This window comes from Bacteroides thetaiotaomicron VPI-5482 (genome assembly GCF_000011065.1).
Lineage (GTDB): Bacteria > Bacteroidota > Bacteroidia > Bacteroidales > Bacteroidaceae > Bacteroides > Bacteroides thetaiotaomicron.
Genome location: NC_004663.1, coordinates 1,838,756 through 1,854,976, shown reverse-complemented (window position 1 = coordinate 1,854,976; position 16,221 = coordinate 1,838,756). Strand labels below are relative to the sequence as shown.

Here is a 16,221-nt window from a genome sequence, read left to right as displayed (position 1 = left end):
ACAGCGTTGCAAAGATGGAGATATTTTGGAAAACATGCAAACAAAAAAGATATTTTTTCTGATAAACTACTAAAAAAAGAGAAATAACACGATAAAACGGCGGATTTCTTTTTATTAGACCTTTATAACCTTCTAATTATATTCAAAGATTTCCCTCCCCTCTGCCTCCTCTTTGAAGCAGGGGTAAATAAGTTTCATTACTAAATCATACAGTTTTTCATAAAGAAGGCTTCATGAGAGCCAGGACAAAGGTTTGCCCGTTACCTATGAAGTAACGGGCAAAAAGTATTGGGAGTAAGTTTCTTGTTCATCCTCTATGGAGCATGGACACAGGTAAAACAAAAAAAGAAAAGGAGGTTACACTAAAAATGAATGGGGACAACACATGGGATTATTGAATCGACATCGAGAGATTATATTTTTATTATTTAATTTATAAATTAAAAGTTTTTTTATTATGAACAAAAAGTTTTTAAATGCAGTCCTGTTTGGAGCGTTATTAGCGTCTTCGACGGGCACATTTACATCTTGTAAAGACTACGATGACGACATCAATGGTCTGAGCGAACGTGTGGATGCAGTCGAAAAAACATTAGCTGACTTGAATACCAAGTTCGGAGCATTGGCTTATGTGAAATCGGTATCCTTTGCTAATGGTGTATTGACAGTAACAGATCAATCGGGGACTCCTACTACTTATACGATCCCTGATAACGATACGAATACTACGTACACTTTGGATGTATCTCAGGATGGTAATAAAGCTACTATTACTTTGACCGATGACAAAGGTAATAAACAGACTAAGACTATTACTTTTACAGATACTGACACTGATACCAAGTTTGATGCTACCAAATTGACTGTTGGTGAAGATGGCGTTGTAAAATATGACGGTGTTGCTACCGGGGTTACAATACCTAAGCAAGGTACGCTGACTATCACAGAAATGACTACAGATGGCGTAACTTATGGCTGGGCTATTAAATATGGTAATGCAGAACCTGTTAATTTGATGATCTGTGATGTGTTGCCTATTACAAGCTTTGGCTTCGAACCGGATGCTTATCTGGGAGGCGTTCCTTCAATGAAGGCTTTGAAAGTCGTTTACAAAGCTTGGGGTGAAACCACTAGCTGTAATCCGGCTACTGCTACTGGTGAAGTATGGGAAAAAGCTACTACAAATTCTTATGTTCGTCCGGTTATTGCGGGTACTTATTATCTGAATCCGTCAAGTGCAACTAAAGAACAGATTAAGAAGATCACTGTACTTTCTGCAGATAAAGAGTATATTAATAAAACTAGAGCAGCTGCTTCTAATCCGGAAGTTGAAAGCTATGAAGTAAAAGACGGTGTTTTGACTGTTTACTTCAAGGCTACTACTGAGTTGATTGAAGCTATCTCAAGTTCTAAGATTACTGTTTTGGCTATCCGTGTAGAAACAGAAGCTGGTAATACAATTACTGATGAGTATAGAGCTATCTACGCAACAGATTATGAAAACGTGATTTTGGGTGACAAGGCTAAAAAAGCTGCAGCTGCTGCACAACATCACTTGTATGGAACAACCTCTGGTAAGGCAGATGATGCTATCAAGGCTGACGCAGACTATGAAGTTGCTTATAACTCAACTACCGGTATCGATCTTGCTGACAAAGTTATCACTTGTTATGATGACGTGGCTGCTAATAAAACAGATTTGACTATGTCTGCTGCGGAACTGGCAAAATTAGGCTTGAAGTATGATTTCCATTTGTGTGCTTATATTGATGGTACTAATCAGACTAACCAAAGTGATTTCGCTAGATTGACAGGTTCGGTTTTGTATCCGAAATTGTTTAATGAAACAGCTACTCCGTATGCTGCCGTAGGTCGTCAGCCATTGGTACGTGTTCAGCTGTTGGATACGAAAGCTAATAATAAAGTGGTCAGCACAGGTTGGATTAAAGTGATGATCACTAAAGATAAGGCTCCTGCTATTGACGCTCCGTTCACATTTGATCCATTCACTAACCAATGTGATGATAAAGTATTCGCATTGACAGTTGAACAAATGAATGTGAAGGTTTATAACAAGTTGGGTATGGACTATAAGATGTTCAAGACTATCTATGAAGCTGCCAATCCGTTGTATACCGGCGATGGTGTGGTTACTGAGGTTGCCGATGCTGGAGAAGTTACACAAACTGACTTGTTGAAGTGGACTATTTCTCAGGCCGATATGAAGTTAGCTTTGGCGAAGACTTCTGATGTTGGCTCATTGAAGGCTGTTGTAACTTACAAACCGAAAGCTGGTTATGAAGATTCTTACAGCGATGTAACTATCACATTGTCTACTAAGGTTAATGCAATTGCCGCTGTTACAATTCCTGCTTCTAACAAGATCGCTGAATACTGGGATGCTAATAAGACTTACGTTCGTCTGAATGTAGTTGTTCCGGGTACTCTGACTGATGACTGTGCATTTGCAGTTGACTTGGATAACACATTTGAAGGAAACAAACCTATTATCACAGGTGCTACTGCTTACAAGTATATTTTTGCATCTAAGAACGTAAATCGTAAAGAGAAAGGTTTGAGCGGTACTGAATATACATTATCAGTTAGTGATGATGGCTTGACATTGAAAGCTACTGCCGGTGCTGCGACTCAAAATGTAGCAGTGATTGATGCTGATGGTGTAGTCACTTATCAAAATACAGACTTTGCAAAAGACCTGTTGAATATTGCAAGTCACAACTCAGTTCCATCTGCCGGATTCTATGCTTGGATTAACATTAAAGCAACTACCGGTGAATGTGCATTAGAGTTGCCTATCACTAACGGTGAATATATGGCTTACTTCTTGCGTCCGATTGATGTAATTGCCGGTGAAGGTAAGTTCCAAGATGCTGTTGATAATGGTTCTACAGTTAATATGCTCGACCTGTTGAGCTTCTCTGATTGGAGAAACCAAGCATTCAGCACAACAGTAAAAGCTAACTACTTCGGTTATTATGGAATCGAGCTAATTACAGTTGATATACCTAATATTACTACTGACTTGAATGGTAACGATATCAATTCTAAGAAGTTGTCTGAGGTTACTTCACAACTGGTAATTACTCAAACTGGTACTACGGTTAATCCTATTCCTGCAGCTCCTGCTAAGGATACTTATGGTACCGTTACATATACAAACAATGGTAACGCTGTCGGTGCATTCAACTTGAGATTACCTGTTACTGTCACTTACAAGTGGGGTACAGTTAAGTCTTATGTGATTATCCCGGTTGAAAAGACATTAGGTAACTAATTCTTTTTGAACTTAAATATAATGAAGCGCTTCTCTCTAATGAGAGGCGCTTTATGTTTAATGTAAATTAATCAATTATGAGCATTAGAAGAAAACTGTTGATAGGTATAATGGCTATCAGTGTATTGCCAATTTCCGCCCAGGAACAGCGTATCAAGGAACCTGAAAAGATTTCTTTCAAACCTCATTGGTTCATTCAAGCACAAATAGGAGCAGCCCATACCGTAGGTGAAGCAAAATTCACTGATCTTATTTCTCCGGCAGCAGCTCTTAATGTCGGTTATAAGTTTGCTCCCGCATTCGGCGCACGTGTTGGTGTAAGTGGCTGGCAGGCAAAGGGGGGATGGGTGAATCCGCAACAGACCTACCAATATAAATATCTGCAAGGAAATGTAGACATCATGGCGGATCTCAGTACTTTGTTCTGTGGTTTCAATCCGAAGCGTGTGTTCAATGGCTATCTTTTTGCCGGAGCAGGGCTGAACCGTGGTTTTGACAACGATGAAGCAAATGCGCTCGATACCCGTACTTATGAGATGGAATATCTCTGGCAGGAAGGTAAGTTTCTCGTTGCCGGACGTTTCGGTCTTGGTTGCGACCTTCGTTTGAATGACCGCTTGTCTATTAACATCGAAGCGAATGCCAACGCCTTGTCTGATAAGTTCAACTCCAAGAAGGCCGGTAACTGTGACTGGCAACTGAATGCCCTTGTCGGTGTAAGTATCAGACTGGGTAAAAGCTACACTAAAACCGCTCCGGTCTATTACGAACCGGAACCGGTAGTGACGGAACAACCCAAACCGGCTCCTGTAGTAGAACAACCGCAACCCAAAAAGGAAGTGGTGATTGAACCGTTGAAGCAGAATATTTTCTTTGCCATAAACTCTGCAAAGATTCAGGACGATCAGCAAGCCAAGATTGCTTCTCTAGTAGAATATTTAGAGAAGAATGCTACTGCTAAAGTGAGCGTGACAGGATATGCAGACAAAGGAACTGGTAATGCCAGAATCAACAGCAAATTATCGGAAAAACGTGCGAATAATGTAGTGGAAGCTTTGAAAGCAAAAGGTATTGCTGCCGATAGAATTACAGTTGCTTATAAAGGTGATACTGTTCAGCCATATAATACTCCTGAAGAAAATCGGGTAAGTATCTGTATTGCTGAGTAAATATGGCACACAAAGGCTATTAAGAATTTAAAATTTCCCTATTTCTCATGAGAGAGTTTTCCCCACTTCTTTATATATATCATTTATATAAGGTGTTCTCTCTGAGAATCTTAAGAGGTCCGTACTTGTGAAAGTCCGTACTTCTGCAATAATAACCCTTTCTTCACTTAAATGTGAAGATTACATTGGGGAATAGTTGGAAAGGTGGTGCTTGCGAAAGTACTCCTTTCTCTTACCTATTTCCTGTTGGAGGATGTCTCCCTTTTTCCCACGGACATCCTCTTTTATACAAAAAGGCGACTCATACTGAATGGGCCGCCTTTTCTGTTATTTAATCTCGATTTCCTCCTTCATATCGATTTCCTCTCCATGTGTATCGTAGAACACATATTGCAGGAAAGCGAGTTTCTGACTTGGAATGATCTTGATACCGAATCCGTATTTCATCTGCCACTTCCGTCTGAGGGAAACGAGTCCCTGATTGATGAAGGCGGCGACATACGGATGGACGTGTAACGAGAATTTCTTTACCTTCAGTTTGTTGACCAGATAATCAATTTTACTCTCTAAAGTGTCCGTAAAGAGAATGGACGATTTGATAGTACCTTTTCCGAAGCAGGTAGGGCAGATTTCGGTCGTGTTGACGTCCATTGCCGGACGCACGCGTTGGCGTGTAATCTGCATCAGCCCGAATTTGCTGAGCGGCAGAATATTATGCCGTGCCCTGTCTTTCTGCATGTTGGCACACATTCGTTCATAAAGCTTCTGACGGTTTTCGGCTTCATTCATATCGATGAAGTCCACGACGATGATACCACCCATATCTCTTAATCGCAGTTGGCGAGCCAGTTCGTCGGCGGCTCCCAGATTTACTTCGAGTGCGTTACCTTCCTGCCCGTTGGCATTCTTGGTGCGGTTACCGCTGTTCACGTCTACTACGTGAAGCGCCTCAGTGTGCTCAATAATCAGATAGGCACCACTCTTGTAAGAGACTGTTTTACCAAACGATGATTTAATCTGCTTGGTGATACCGAAATTGTCGTAAATGGGAAGCTGGCCTTTGTACAGTTTCACGATGTTTGCCCGGTCGGGTGCGATCAGTGTCACGTAGTCTTTGATTTCATTGTACACAGCCTCGTCGTTGACGTGAATATTCTCAAAAGAAGGGTTGAAGAGGTCGCGCAACAAACCTACGGCGCGGCTGGTCTCTTCATAAATCAACGTCGGATACTTGGTGGCTTTCTGTACTTTCGCCATTGCATCTTCCCAATGCTTGATCAGGACTTTAAGCTCTCCGTCGAGTTCGGCCACGCGTTTGCCTTCGGCCACTGTGCGGACAATCACACCGAAGTTTTTCGGTTTGATGCTCATCAACAGTTGTTTCAGGCGGGCACGTTCTTCGCTCGATTTAATCTTTTGCGAAACGGAAACCTTATCATTAAAAGGGATCAGTACCAGATAGCGTCCGGCAAACGAAATTTCGGACGTCAGTCGCGGTCCCTTGGTAGAGATAGGCTCCTTAACGATTTGCACCACCACTTCTTGTCCGACCTTTAATGTATTGGCCACTGTGCCATCCTTGTCCAGGTCAGGAAGTAGGGTTGCTTTACTGATGGAGTTCAGCTTCTTTTTGTCGCTTAAAGTCTGCTTTACAAACTTTTCGAGTGAGTTAAATTGAGGACCCAGGTCAAGATAATGAAGAAAAGCGTCTTTCTCGTAACCGACGTCTACAAAGCATGCATTCAGTCCGGGCATCAATTTCTTGATACGTCCCAAATACATATTGCCCACTGAGAAAGAAATGTTTCTTCCTTCGCTTTGAAGTTCCACCAGACTCTTGTCTTCGAGAAGGGCGATGGAGACCTCTTTGGGCTGTACGTCTATTACAATTTCACTTGTCACTGTTTTGCTTTCTTATTATTGATTGAATCTCATTTATATGAACAACTTTTTTGACAAAATGTTCATTTAGGGTTAGCTACTTAAACAAAGAACAAACTTGAAAGACATGTAGCTTCGCAAGTTTGTTCTTTATTCTGTTTGATCAGACTTAAAAATTATTTTTTGCTTTTATGTCTGTTCTTTCTTAGTCTTTTTTTACGCTTGTGCGTAGACATTTTATGTCTTTTTTTCTTTTTTCCGCTTGGCATAGCTTCACATTTTATGGGTTAATACTCTTGTTTATTATTTCTTTACTGAAATTGTAAATGTCTTAGCCGGTTTGAAGGCCGGAATGTTGTGCTCTGGAATGATGATAGTAGTATTCTTAGAAATATTACGAGCTGTCTTTTGAGCTCTTTTCTTAACTACGAAGCTACCAAACCCGCGAAGGTATACATTCTCATCGTTAGACAATGAGTCTTTAACAGCTTCCATAAATGCTTCAACTGTTGTAAGAACTGTTGTCTTATCAATACCGGTTTTCTTTGTAATCTCGTTTACAATATCTGCTTTAGTCATTTTTCCTTAAAAAAAATATTATTACTAGGTTCTTGCTAATTTTTTGGACTGCAAATATATAGCTTTTTGGTCTCCTAAAAAAATATATTCTGCACATTTTTCTAAAAAAGTGGAGGCATTAAGTTTTCTTAGAGACAAAAGAGTTACTTTTGTACTGCTTTTGGATAGTATATACGAGATAAATGTTAGATGATAGATCGAAATCAGGAATGAATATTTTTAGTGAGGCTATAGTTGAATGGTATAAAGAATACAAGCGTGATTTGCCTTGGAGAGAATCGTCGGACCCGTATCGGATCTGGATATCGGAGATTATTCTCCAGCAGACACGGGTGGCGCAGGGATATGATTACTTTCTCCGGTTTATCAAACGTTTTCCTGATGTGAAGGCATTGGCAGACGCTGACGAGGATGAGGTGATGAAATACTGGCAGGGACTGGGATATTATTCTCGTGCCCGCAACCTGCATGCTGCGGCCAAAAGTATGAATGGAGTTTTTCCGGAAACATACCCCGAAGTGCTGGCGCTGAAAGGAGTAGGGGAGTATACGGCGGCAGCTATCTGTTCTTTTGCCTACGGTATGCCTTATGCGGTGGTAGACGGAAATGTGTATCGGGTACTTTCCCGTTATTTCGGCATTGATACTCCGATTGACTCGACGGAAGGAAAGAAACTGTTTGCTGCTCTGGCGGATGAAATGCTGGATAAGAAACAGCCGGCTCTTTATAATCAGGGTATTATGGACTTCGGAGCGATACAGTGTACTCCACAGTCACCCGATTGTTTGTTTTGCCCGTTGGCGGATAGTTGTTCGGCACTTTCAACAGGAAGGGTGACTCAGCTTCCGGTGAAACAACACAAGACAAAGACGACGAACCGTTACTTTAATTATATCTATGTACGTGCGGGCGCGCATACCTATATAAATAAGCGGACGGCAAACGATATATGGAAGAACTTGTTTGAACTGCCACTGATAGAAACTCCGGTTGCTTTGTCCGAAGAGGAGTTTCTTGCATTGCCGGAATTTAGGTCATTAATAGCATCGGGTGAGAATCCGGTGATACGCTTAGTCTGCCGGGGTGTGAAGCACGTGTTGTCACATCGGGTCATCTATGCCAACCTGTATGAAGTGGCTTTGCCCGAAGACACGAAGTCCTTCGCTAACTTTCAGAGAATACGATTGGAGGAATTGGACAAGTATGCGATTTCCAAGTTGGTGCAGACCTTAATTCAGGTAATAAGTAATAAGTAAAAAGTAGGTAATAAGTAATAGGTAATGGGTAATAGGTAATAAGCTGCGCTATAAACCGAATGGTTAATACTTAATACCTATTACTTATTACTTATTACCTACTTTTTACTTATTACTTAAAATACTTGCATACTATTGTTATTCTGTTTAATTTTGGCAGCAGATTTAAATAATAGAATCATAAACTTGATACATGTATGTCAGTAAATAAAGTGATATTGATAGGAAACGTAGGACAAGATCCTAGGGTGAAATATTTCGATACAGGTTCGGCAGTGGCAACTTTCCCTTTGGCTACTACTGATCGTGGCTATACATTGGCCAATGGAACCCAGATTCCCGAAAGAACGGAATGGCATAATATTGTTGCATCCAACCGTTTGGCTGAGATTGTGGACAAATATGTGCACAAAGGTGACAAACTGTATCTGGAGGGGAAAATAAGAACCCGTTCATATAGTGATCAGTCGGGCGCTATGCGTTATATCACTGAGATTTTTGTGGACAATATGGAAATGTTGTCTCCGAAAGGGGCTAATACAGGTGCGGGAGCTCCTCAACCATCTGCAACACAGGCTCAGCAGCCGCAGCAGATGCAACAGCCGCAACAGCCGCAACAACAGGCGCAGCCGTCACAGGCACAGCCGATACAAGATAATCCGGCAGATGACTTGCCGTTTTAGATACTGTGATAATGTGTCAATAGGCTGATGGCTGATTGGCACATTATCTTTTGTTTAACTAAAATACATACTCTTTGGACTCAGATGGTTATTTAAGCCAATTGGCTGAAATTTTCAACGGTATTACCGTAAACACTCCTTCAATCTCTGCTATTATCGCCATAGTACTGGCAGGTGTGCTCCTGCTTGCTTCCGGCTTTGCTTCGGCTTCTGAAATAGCTTTTTTCTCACTCTCTCCTTCGGACTTGAATGATATTGACGAACACAATCATCCTGCTGACGAAAAGATCAGCGCACTCCTTGGAGATTCCGAACGGCTTCTGGCTACGATACTGATCACTAACAATTTTGTGAATGTGACCATTATCATGCTCTGCAACTTCTTCTTCATGAATGTATTCGTGTTTCATTCTCCCTTGGCGGAGTTCATTATACTGACTGTAATCCTGACTTTCCTGTTATTGTTGTTTGGAGAGATCATGCCGAAGATTTATTCAGCACAAAAGACATTGGCATTTTGCCGTTTCTCCGCTCCGGGAATCTATTTTCTGGAGAAACTGTTTCATCCGGTTGCTTCTATGCTGGTGCGTTCTACCACTTTTCTGAATAAGCACTTTGCCAAGAAGAATCATAATATTTCTGTGGATGAACTTTCTCATGCATTGGAATTGACGGACAAAGCTGAAATTTCTGAGGAAAATAATATTTTGGAAGGAATTATCCGCTTCGGTGGTGAGACTGTGAAAGAGGTGATGACATCTCGTCTTGATATGGTCGATCTGGATGTCCGTACCCCTTTCAAAGAAGTGATGCAGTGTATCATTGAAAATGCTTATTCACGTATCCCTATTTATTCCGGTTCGCGGGATAATATCAAGGGTGTGCTATATATCAAGGACCTTCTGCCACATGTCAATAAGGGAGATAATTTCCGTTGGCAATCATTGATTCGCCCTGCTTATTTTGTGCCGGAGACGAAGATGATTGATGATCTGCTTCGTGATTTTCAAGCGAATAAGATACATATTGCCATTGTGGTGGATGAGTTTGGAGGTACTTCCGGACTGGTGACAATGGAGGATATTATCGAAGAAATCGTAGGCGAGATTCATGATGAATATGACGATGAAGAGCGCACGTATGTAGTGCTGAACGATCATACATGGATATTTGAAGCAAAGACACAGTTGACTGACTTCTATAAGATTGCGAAAGTCGATGAAGATGAATTTGAAAAGGTAGTAGGTGACGCTGATACGCTGGCGGGCATGCTGCTCGAAATAAAAGGTGAGTTTCCGGCATTGCATGAGAAGGTGACTTATCACAATTATGAGTTTGAGGTGCTGGAGATGGATAGCCGCCGTATTCTGAAGGTTAAGTTCACGATTCTTCCGAAGGAGATGGATGAGTCGGAGAGTAAGGAGTGATGAGTAGATAAGACCTGTTCGGGCGGAGAAACTATAATCGGAGAAGAAATTATAAACCAAAAACGATGGGATTATTTCTGCAACATAAAACGGTTGATATGCAGTGGTCTGTCTGGAAGATGGAGGAATCTTTGGATACACTGTTTAGTCTTCTGCCCGATGTCCGAAGAGTTTCTTGTGAGCAGGAAATGCAGCGTTTTACTTCGGACCGAAGGAAACTGGAATGGTTGTCTGTCCGTGTGCTGCTATATTCCATGTTGCAGGAAGATAAAGAGATAGGATATTCATCGGAAGGAAAGCCGCATTTGACAGACAATTCTTCTTTTATCAGTATTTCGCATACAAAGGGGTATGTAGCTGTGATACTTAGTTCCGTAGCTCCTGTAGGCATTGATATTGAGCAATATGGACAGCGTGTGAAAAGAGTATACGATCGTTTTATCCGTTCCGACGAGCGAGTAGAACCTTATCAGGGAGATGAGACTTGGAGTATGCTGTTGCATTGGTCGGCAAAGGAGACAATCTTCAAATCAATGGAAAATGCTGACGCTGATCTTCGGAAACTTTGTTTATCACATTTCATTCCTCAGAGCGAAGGGGTATTCCAGGTGCGGGAGTATGCAACGGAACGGCAGCAATTGTTCACCGTCGGTTATCGTATTTGTCCGGACTTTGTTTTGACGTGGACTGTCACTATTTCATGAAGCATCTTTGCATATTGATAAACGGTGAATAATGAGTGGAATGGTCCACCATTATTCACCGCTTATCTTTGGTTACTTATCTTTCTTGTTCAGTCTGTAACTTAATGCTCCCGACGGACATTTACTGATTTGTGCAATTAGCTCTTCCGTTGTAGCATTCTCGATTTGTACCCACGGCCTCTCTTTCGGGTGGTAAACATTGGGTAACATTTTTACGCAGATTCCTGCATGCTGGCACATTTCCGGCTGCCATGCAATGGTTAGTTCGCCATTGGTATATTCAACTTTTTTTCCCATATCTATACTTATTTAATATGAATGCCACGCATTACAATTCTCTTCCATTCCGGATGTTTATGAATGTATCCGGCTACAAACGGACAAAGTGGAACTAAGCGTAAACCTTGTCGTTCGATATCCGCCAATGTCTTTTCTGCAAGCTGTGAACCGACTCCTCTTCCTCCAAGGGAAGCGGGGACTTCGGTATGTACAAGATAGATTTCTCCATTATTTGATTTGATATAGTCTATCTTGGCTATCTTGTCATCGATCTGAAATTCATACCGATGTTTCTCCTCATTATCGATTAATTTATAATCTTCTGCCATAACTTTACGTATTAAGTTTGATTATAATATAAACACTTGAGGATTGATTTTGTTTATAAAGAATTTTCAGCTTGCTTACAAGGTCATTGCCATTTGTCTTGTCTACCTGCTATACAGACAATCGTTCTAACTGAACGGTAAAATGCCGCATCAAGGGGGCTTCCCAAGCGATGCGCACACCACGGGTGATCGTTTCTCTCCGTTCGAATACGTTTCTGAGGGCGGCAGCTATTACGTTCATGTGATTGTCCGTATATACCCTGCGAGGGATGGCAAGGCGAAGTAAATCAAGGCCGTTAAAGCGATTTTCGTGAGTAATAGGGTCACGGTCGGCAAGGATGTAACCAATCTCGCAGCCGCGTATGCCTGCCTCCAGATAAAGTTCGACGGTTAATGTCTGTGCGGGAAATTCTTCTTTCGGGACATGTGTCAGCACTTTGGAAGCATCGACGAAAATAGCATGGCCGCCGGCAGGTCGTTGATAGGGGATTTCGTATTCGTCCAGTTTCTGGGCGAGGTATTCTACCTGTTTGATACGTGTTTCCAGGTTATCAAATTCTGTATTTTCGTCAAGACCGATAGCGAGGGCGTTCATGTCCCGTCCGTTCATGCCGCCGTAGGTTAAGTACCCTTCGTATTGCACGCAGAAACCTTTGGCACCTTCATACCATTCTTTGCGTCGGGTGGCAATGAAACCGCCCATGTTGACTATGCCGTCTTTCTTGGCACTCATTGTCATACCGTCGGCAAGATCGAACATTTCACGGGTGATTTCTTTGATTGATTTGTCTTGATAACCTTTTTCACGCATCTTGATGAAGTAGGCATTCTCAGCAAAGCGGGCGGAGTCGAAAAGTACAGGTTTGTTGTATTTATTGGCGATAGCACGTACTTCACGCAGGTTTTGCATGGATACAGGTTGACCTCCTGCGGTATTGTTGGTAATGGTAACAATGATAAAAGGAATGCGGTCGGCATATTCGCTTAGTGCTTTCTCTAATTTGGCAGGGTCTACATTTCCTTTGAAGGGAATTTCCAGTTGAGTATTCTTTGCTTCGTCAATCGTACAGTCCAGTGCGATGGCGTGCCGTCCTTCGATATGTCCTTTGGTGGTATCGAAATGTGAGTTGCCGGGTACTATATTGCCTTCATGTACCAGATAAGAGAAAAGAACATTTTCTGCTGCCCGTCCTTGATGGGTAGGAATGATGTATTCGAATCCTGTTATTCTTGTAATGGTATCTTTTAGTTTGAAGAAGGAGGTGGCACCGGCATAACTTTCATCACCCAGCATCATGCCTGCCCATTGGCGGTCGCTCATGGCTCCCGTTCCGGAGTCGGTGATAAGATCAATATAAACTTGCTCTGATTTGAGTTGAAAGACGTTATAATGTGCTTCTTTAATCCATTGCTCGCGTTCTTCGCGGGTACTTTTTCTGATGGGTTCTACCATCTTGATTTTCCATGATTCAGCAAAAGGTAATTCCATTGTCTTCGATTTTAGATTTTTATCCGACTAAAATACTGAATATAGATGATATAGACAAGTTTTTGATGACTTTTTGTAAAGACGGAGATAGGACAATAAATTTTAATAAGAATGAAAAGTGACGCTTGTATATGTATGAATATCCTTATTGTATTAATATAAAAAGAGTCAGATCTCAGGAAATGAAATCTGGCTCTTTAGTTACTTGATAATAATTATGTGGTCATTTATTTGTAATCATACGGTCAATTGGATAAGATTATATGGTCAATCTGTTACAATTGACAGGTTGATTAAGCACAAATATATGGTCAATTTTATTCAGGTGAACGGTGCTATTTATTTTTCGATGAGGGTGATACCGTCAAGACAGAAATAAGAAGGAGTATTCATTTGACCATTGTCATTGTTATCAGTAGAACTCATTTCGAATGTGATATAATCTGCTTCTTTAATACCGCTCCAATCAAACCATTGCCATGTATTAACTATTTCTTGCTTGTTATTTCGGAAATCTGCCAGATAGAAATCGATACTGCCGATTTTACTACCATCAGCTTTATATCCTGTTGCTGTTAGTTTTAACCAGTCATTGTCTTTATTGCTGAATGGGCCTTTGATTATTGAGTAATCACCTGCTCCATCATTACCATCCTTGATGGCTAAGTAATCATAAGTCGTATTTGTTACCCATGCACCTTTGAAGTTGTATTTGCTAGTATTAAGATTCGTGATTTGAGCAGGGGTGAAACTATTGGTATTTGATGTCAGATATACTTTCCCATTTTTACCTTTTCCTGTGATAGCACTGAGGTTGCTATAGCCGGGAGTCTTTACATCAGTCTTGTTGGTGTAGGTGAAACCTCCACCAAATCCCCAGTCTCCATAATAATGAGATAGCTGTATCATCTTTTGCGGATCGCTGATTTCATATTTGAAATAAACTTCTCCTTTCTCTCCTAAATCTGTTTTAAATTCACTCTCTGCTTCAGTTAATTGGTTTTCGAAACTGATAACTACTTCCATTTTCTCATCATCATCACTACATCCACAAAAAGCGAATACTGATACCAGTAAGAATAAAGATAACTTTTTCATTTTTGCTTTCATTTAAATTATTAATTGTTTTATTGATTAGTTCTCGAAATGTAAATCCTCTACTGTCATTACTTCCGTGGAAATTTCTCCCATCCAACCTACGTTTTGATTGACAGCTGTATATATTTTCACAAAATCAATTTTGTCTAATTCTACGTGATTCCCGTTTTGATCAACAGCCCAGTCTATTTTGAATTGGCTGAACTCCGATCTGTTGGGATGATTATCCGCATATCCCCAAGGATAACAGTACCCTACCCAAGTACCTCCTTCATTTATTGCATTGTCTTTCAAGCGTGTTCCGCGAAAAGTAATTTCATCTTCTTCTATCCAATTGGGATAGTAGGAATCCTGTTGATGGTAACTGTTGCGATAGACGAACCCTTCTCCTCCTTGATTGTCGGTCCAGCGGACATCACCATTGGCAGGTTGAGGACGATAATAGGTTATTTCGTAATTACGGGTTTCCGTATCTTTCCCATATTCGCTTCCTGCCAGTTCATACCATTCATCGTCCGGCAATCCATTGCCATTTTCATCTTTTGAGACTAAGACAATGCCCGGTTCGGCACTTCCTCCCAAAGCTCCCGTACCGGTATTCTGATTGTATGAGGCATTGCCTAAAATTCTGAAGTCATATTCGCCTTTACTATTACGGATTGACTGATGGAATCCGACTGTAATCGTTCCTCCGAATCCACCTAAAGAAATAACAGACTTCTTCTTTAATTTCTCCGTTGCATGTTCCAAAACCTGTCCGGCAGAGAAGCCGTCTTCGTAGGCGGAGGTTGTTGTATTAATGAACTGTCCGGGGGCAGGGATGTATTCGAATACTTTGTTGGCAAAGGCGGAAGGCGCATTCGGATCTTCCGGTGTATCGCCTGCCTCGTTCTGTGAAGCCTTGTCGCTAAATACTACTGTATTAGGATTTAAGCCGATATCATTCAGCCGATATTGAAGCTGCCCTTGTTGATTGAAGCAAAGGACATCTCCTTTGACTGTATAATTGTAAGCTTCCGTGATATATATATTCCCGCTGAATGGATTCAGTTGAATGCTGAAAGGCGTTTGAATAGCCGTTCCGTCTGTGATAAAGTTATCCCGTATGACGGTTCCTGCATTCAGGTCAAATACTTTGATGGCGGAATCTTTAGTCTGATAGTCGTAAGTATATAGATAAGCGATGGGGCCGTCGATGGCAAAGCTCAGTACTTTTTCATCATACGTAATGGCGACCGCATCCGTCCGGCTGTCGATTTTGACCAGATGATAGTCTCCGGCTTCAATGTCAGTTCCCCGTGTGACTACATACACGGCTTCTTCCAGCCCCGGAAGTATTTTTCCCGGATTCGGTCCGACTTCTATTTTCTTGGTCTCCTTGAAAGTCGTTATGTCAATCACTGATACTGTAGTGTCTACGCCCGGTCCCGAATAATCCAGTCCGCCGGAATTGGATACATACAATTTCCCGTTTTGTACGCAGATATCTTCCGCATTTCTTCCGACTGTGACAATCTCTTCGATCTCCAGAGAAGTGGTGTCAATCCTTGCGACTGTGCCGTCATAGGAACATATATATGCCTTATCCTTATCAAACGCTATCGCGCGGGGCTGACGTGAACTGCCATTGTCGCGCAACATACTGATCTGCCGGATGGATTTGCCCGTAGGGAAGTCAATCACCTCTACGGTGCTCGACACATTGACTACTACATAAATCTTATTTCCATAGATCGCTATGTCATTGGCTGTATCTCCCAGTCCCCGCTGATTGTTTGCACTAAAGTAGTTGTTCGTACATCTTTGCCGATTGAAAGAATAACGAGCGAGCGAACTATTATTCTGATTGAACAGTCCTTCGCTTAATATGTACATCTCCGCTGTTCCGGTTTCGAATACATCCCCATTGCTTTCGGGTACAATACTTGGCTTATCTTCCAGATCATCGCAAGCGATAAAGAAGAGTGGGAAAAGAAAAAAATACTTCCCCAGCCGTAGCAACATATTATATAAAAGACCTTTCTGCATACCT

The 16,221-nt window shown here is 41.5% G+C and carries 13 protein-coding genes; 6 read left to right on the top strand and 7 right to left on the bottom strand.

The features are described from left to right. The first annotated feature begins 457 nt into the window (after nucleotides 1–457). Entirely contained in the window at nucleotides 458–3,295 is a 2,838-nt protein-coding gene (locus tag BT_RS07605; RefSeq protein WP_008762274.1) for a hypothetical protein, read from the top strand. A gap of 77 nt (nucleotides 3,296–3,372) precedes the next feature. After that, complete coding sequence (locus BT_RS07600; RefSeq protein WP_008764801.1) at nucleotides 3,373–4,464, top strand: OmpA family protein; 1,092 nt, start codon at nucleotides 3,373–3,375, stop codon at nucleotides 4,462–4,464. Nucleotides 4,465–4,791: 327 nt separating this feature from the next. Here the strand turns inward: BT_RS07600 and BT_RS07595 are convergent, their stop codons facing one another. Both BT_RS07595 and BT_RS07590 read right to left on the bottom strand, forming a co-directional pair. Continuing rightward, the gene (locus BT_RS07595; RefSeq protein WP_008762276.1) at nucleotides 4,792–6,366 is read right to left on the bottom strand and encodes an Rne/Rng family ribonuclease; all 1,575 of its coding nucleotides are present in this window, start codon (nucleotides 6,364–6,366) and stop codon (nucleotides 4,792–4,794) included. Nucleotides 6,367–6,648: 282 nt separating this feature from the next. Next, entirely contained in the window at nucleotides 6,649–6,924 is a 276-nt protein-coding gene (locus tag BT_RS07590; protein WP_008762277.1) for an HU family DNA-binding protein, read from the bottom strand. 209 nt (nucleotides 6,925–7,133) lie between these two features. On the opposite strand from BT_RS07590, the gene mutY reads away from it, so the two are divergent. The 4 genes from mutY to BT_RS07570 all read left to right on the top strand — a co-directional run bounded on the left by mutY (nucleotide 7,134) and on the right by BT_RS07570 (nucleotide 10,994). Then, on the top strand, nucleotides 7,134–8,180 hold the full coding sequence (mutY, locus tag BT_RS07585) for an A/G-specific adenine glycosylase (protein WP_162303166.1): 1,047 nt from the start codon (nucleotides 7,134–7,136) through the stop codon (nucleotides 8,178–8,180). Between the two features lie 197 nt (nucleotides 8,181–8,377). Beyond that, the gene (locus BT_RS07580; protein ID WP_011107825.1) at nucleotides 8,378–8,863 is read left to right on the top strand and encodes a single-stranded DNA-binding protein; all 486 of its coding nucleotides are present in this window, start codon (nucleotides 8,378–8,380) and stop codon (nucleotides 8,861–8,863) included. Nucleotides 8,864–8,937: 74 nt separating this feature from the next. After that, a complete protein-coding gene (locus BT_RS07575) occupies nucleotides 8,938–10,290 on the top strand; it encodes a gliding motility-associated protein GldE (protein WP_008762280.1) in 1,353 nt (450 codons plus the stop codon). A gap of 65 nt (nucleotides 10,291–10,355) precedes the next feature. Then, complete coding sequence (locus BT_RS07570; protein WP_162303165.1) at nucleotides 10,356–10,994, top strand: 4'-phosphopantetheinyl transferase family protein; 639 nt, start codon at nucleotides 10,356–10,358, stop codon at nucleotides 10,992–10,994. Between the two features lie 72 nt (nucleotides 10,995–11,066). Here BT_RS07570 and BT_RS07565 read toward each other — a convergent pair whose 3' ends face one another. The 5 genes from BT_RS07565 to BT_RS07545 all read right to left on the bottom strand — a co-directional run bounded on the left by BT_RS07565 (nucleotide 11,067) and on the right by BT_RS07545 (nucleotide 16,217). Further along, the gene (locus BT_RS07565; RefSeq protein ID WP_011107822.1) at nucleotides 11,067–11,291 is read right to left on the bottom strand and encodes a (4Fe-4S)-binding protein; all 225 of its coding nucleotides are present in this window, start codon (nucleotides 11,289–11,291) and stop codon (nucleotides 11,067–11,069) included. An 8-nt stretch (nucleotides 11,292–11,299) separates the two neighbouring features. Beyond that, nucleotides 11,300–11,602 carry a GNAT family N-acetyltransferase gene (locus BT_RS07560; protein ID WP_008764805.1) on the bottom strand — a complete coding sequence of 101 codons (303 nt, stop codon included), beginning with the start codon at nucleotides 11,600–11,602 and terminating at the stop codon, nucleotides 11,300–11,302. Nucleotides 11,603–11,711: 109 nt separating this feature from the next. Beyond that, entirely contained in the window at nucleotides 11,712–13,091 is a 1,380-nt protein-coding gene (locus tag BT_RS07555) for a tryptophanase (RefSeq protein ID WP_011107821.1), read from the bottom strand. Nucleotides 13,092–13,430: 339 nt separating this feature from the next. Next, complete coding sequence (locus BT_RS07550) at nucleotides 13,431–14,189, bottom strand: DUF4465 domain-containing protein (RefSeq protein WP_022470082.1); 759 nt, start codon at nucleotides 14,187–14,189, stop codon at nucleotides 13,431–13,433. Between the two features lie 36 nt (nucleotides 14,190–14,225). Then, nucleotides 14,226–16,217, bottom strand: coding sequence for a YncE family protein (locus tag BT_RS07545; RefSeq protein ID WP_011107819.1), 1,992 nt, complete (start codon nucleotides 16,215–16,217; stop codon nucleotides 14,226–14,228). Nucleotides 16,218–16,221 lie beyond the last annotated feature (4 nt).

Excerpts from the sequence above, each read along its gene's own strand:
- BT_RS07605 (WP_008762274.1), top strand. The coding sequence starts at position 458 with ATGAACAAAAAGTTTTTAAATGCAGTCCTGTTTGGAGCGTTATTAGCG.
- BT_RS07600 (WP_008764801.1), top strand. The coding sequence starts at position 3,373 with ATGAGCATTAGAAGAAAACTGTTGATAGGTATAATGGCTATCAGTGTA.
- BT_RS07590 (WP_008762277.1), bottom strand. The coding sequence starts at position 6,924 with ATGACTAAAGCAGATATTGTAAACGAGATTACAAAGAAAACCGGTATT.
- mutY (WP_162303166.1), top strand. The coding sequence starts at position 7,134 with ATGAATATTTTTAGTGAGGCTATAGTTGAATGGTATAAAGAATACAAG.
- BT_RS07580 (WP_011107825.1), top strand. The coding sequence starts at position 8,378 with ATGTCAGTAAATAAAGTGATATTGATAGGAAACGTAGGACAAGATCCT.
- BT_RS07570 (WP_162303165.1), top strand. The coding sequence starts at position 10,356 with ATGGGATTATTTCTGCAACATAAAACGGTTGATATGCAGTGGTCTGTC.
- BT_RS07565 (WP_011107822.1), bottom strand. The coding sequence starts at position 11,291 with ATGGGAAAAAAAGTTGAATATACCAATGGCGAACTAACCATTGCATGG.
- BT_RS07560 (WP_008764805.1), bottom strand. The coding sequence starts at position 11,602 with ATGGCAGAAGATTATAAATTAATCGATAATGAGGAGAAACATCGGTAT.
- BT_RS07555 (WP_011107821.1), bottom strand. The coding sequence starts at position 13,091 with ATGGAATTACCTTTTGCTGAATCATGGAAAATCAAGATGGTAGAACCC.
- BT_RS07550 (WP_022470082.1), bottom strand. The coding sequence starts at position 14,189 with ATGAAAAAGTTATCTTTATTCTTACTGGTATCAGTATTCGCTTTTTGT.
- BT_RS07545 (WP_011107819.1), bottom strand. The coding sequence starts at position 16,217 with ATGCAGAAAGGTCTTTTATATAATATGTTGCTACGGCTGGGGAAGTAT.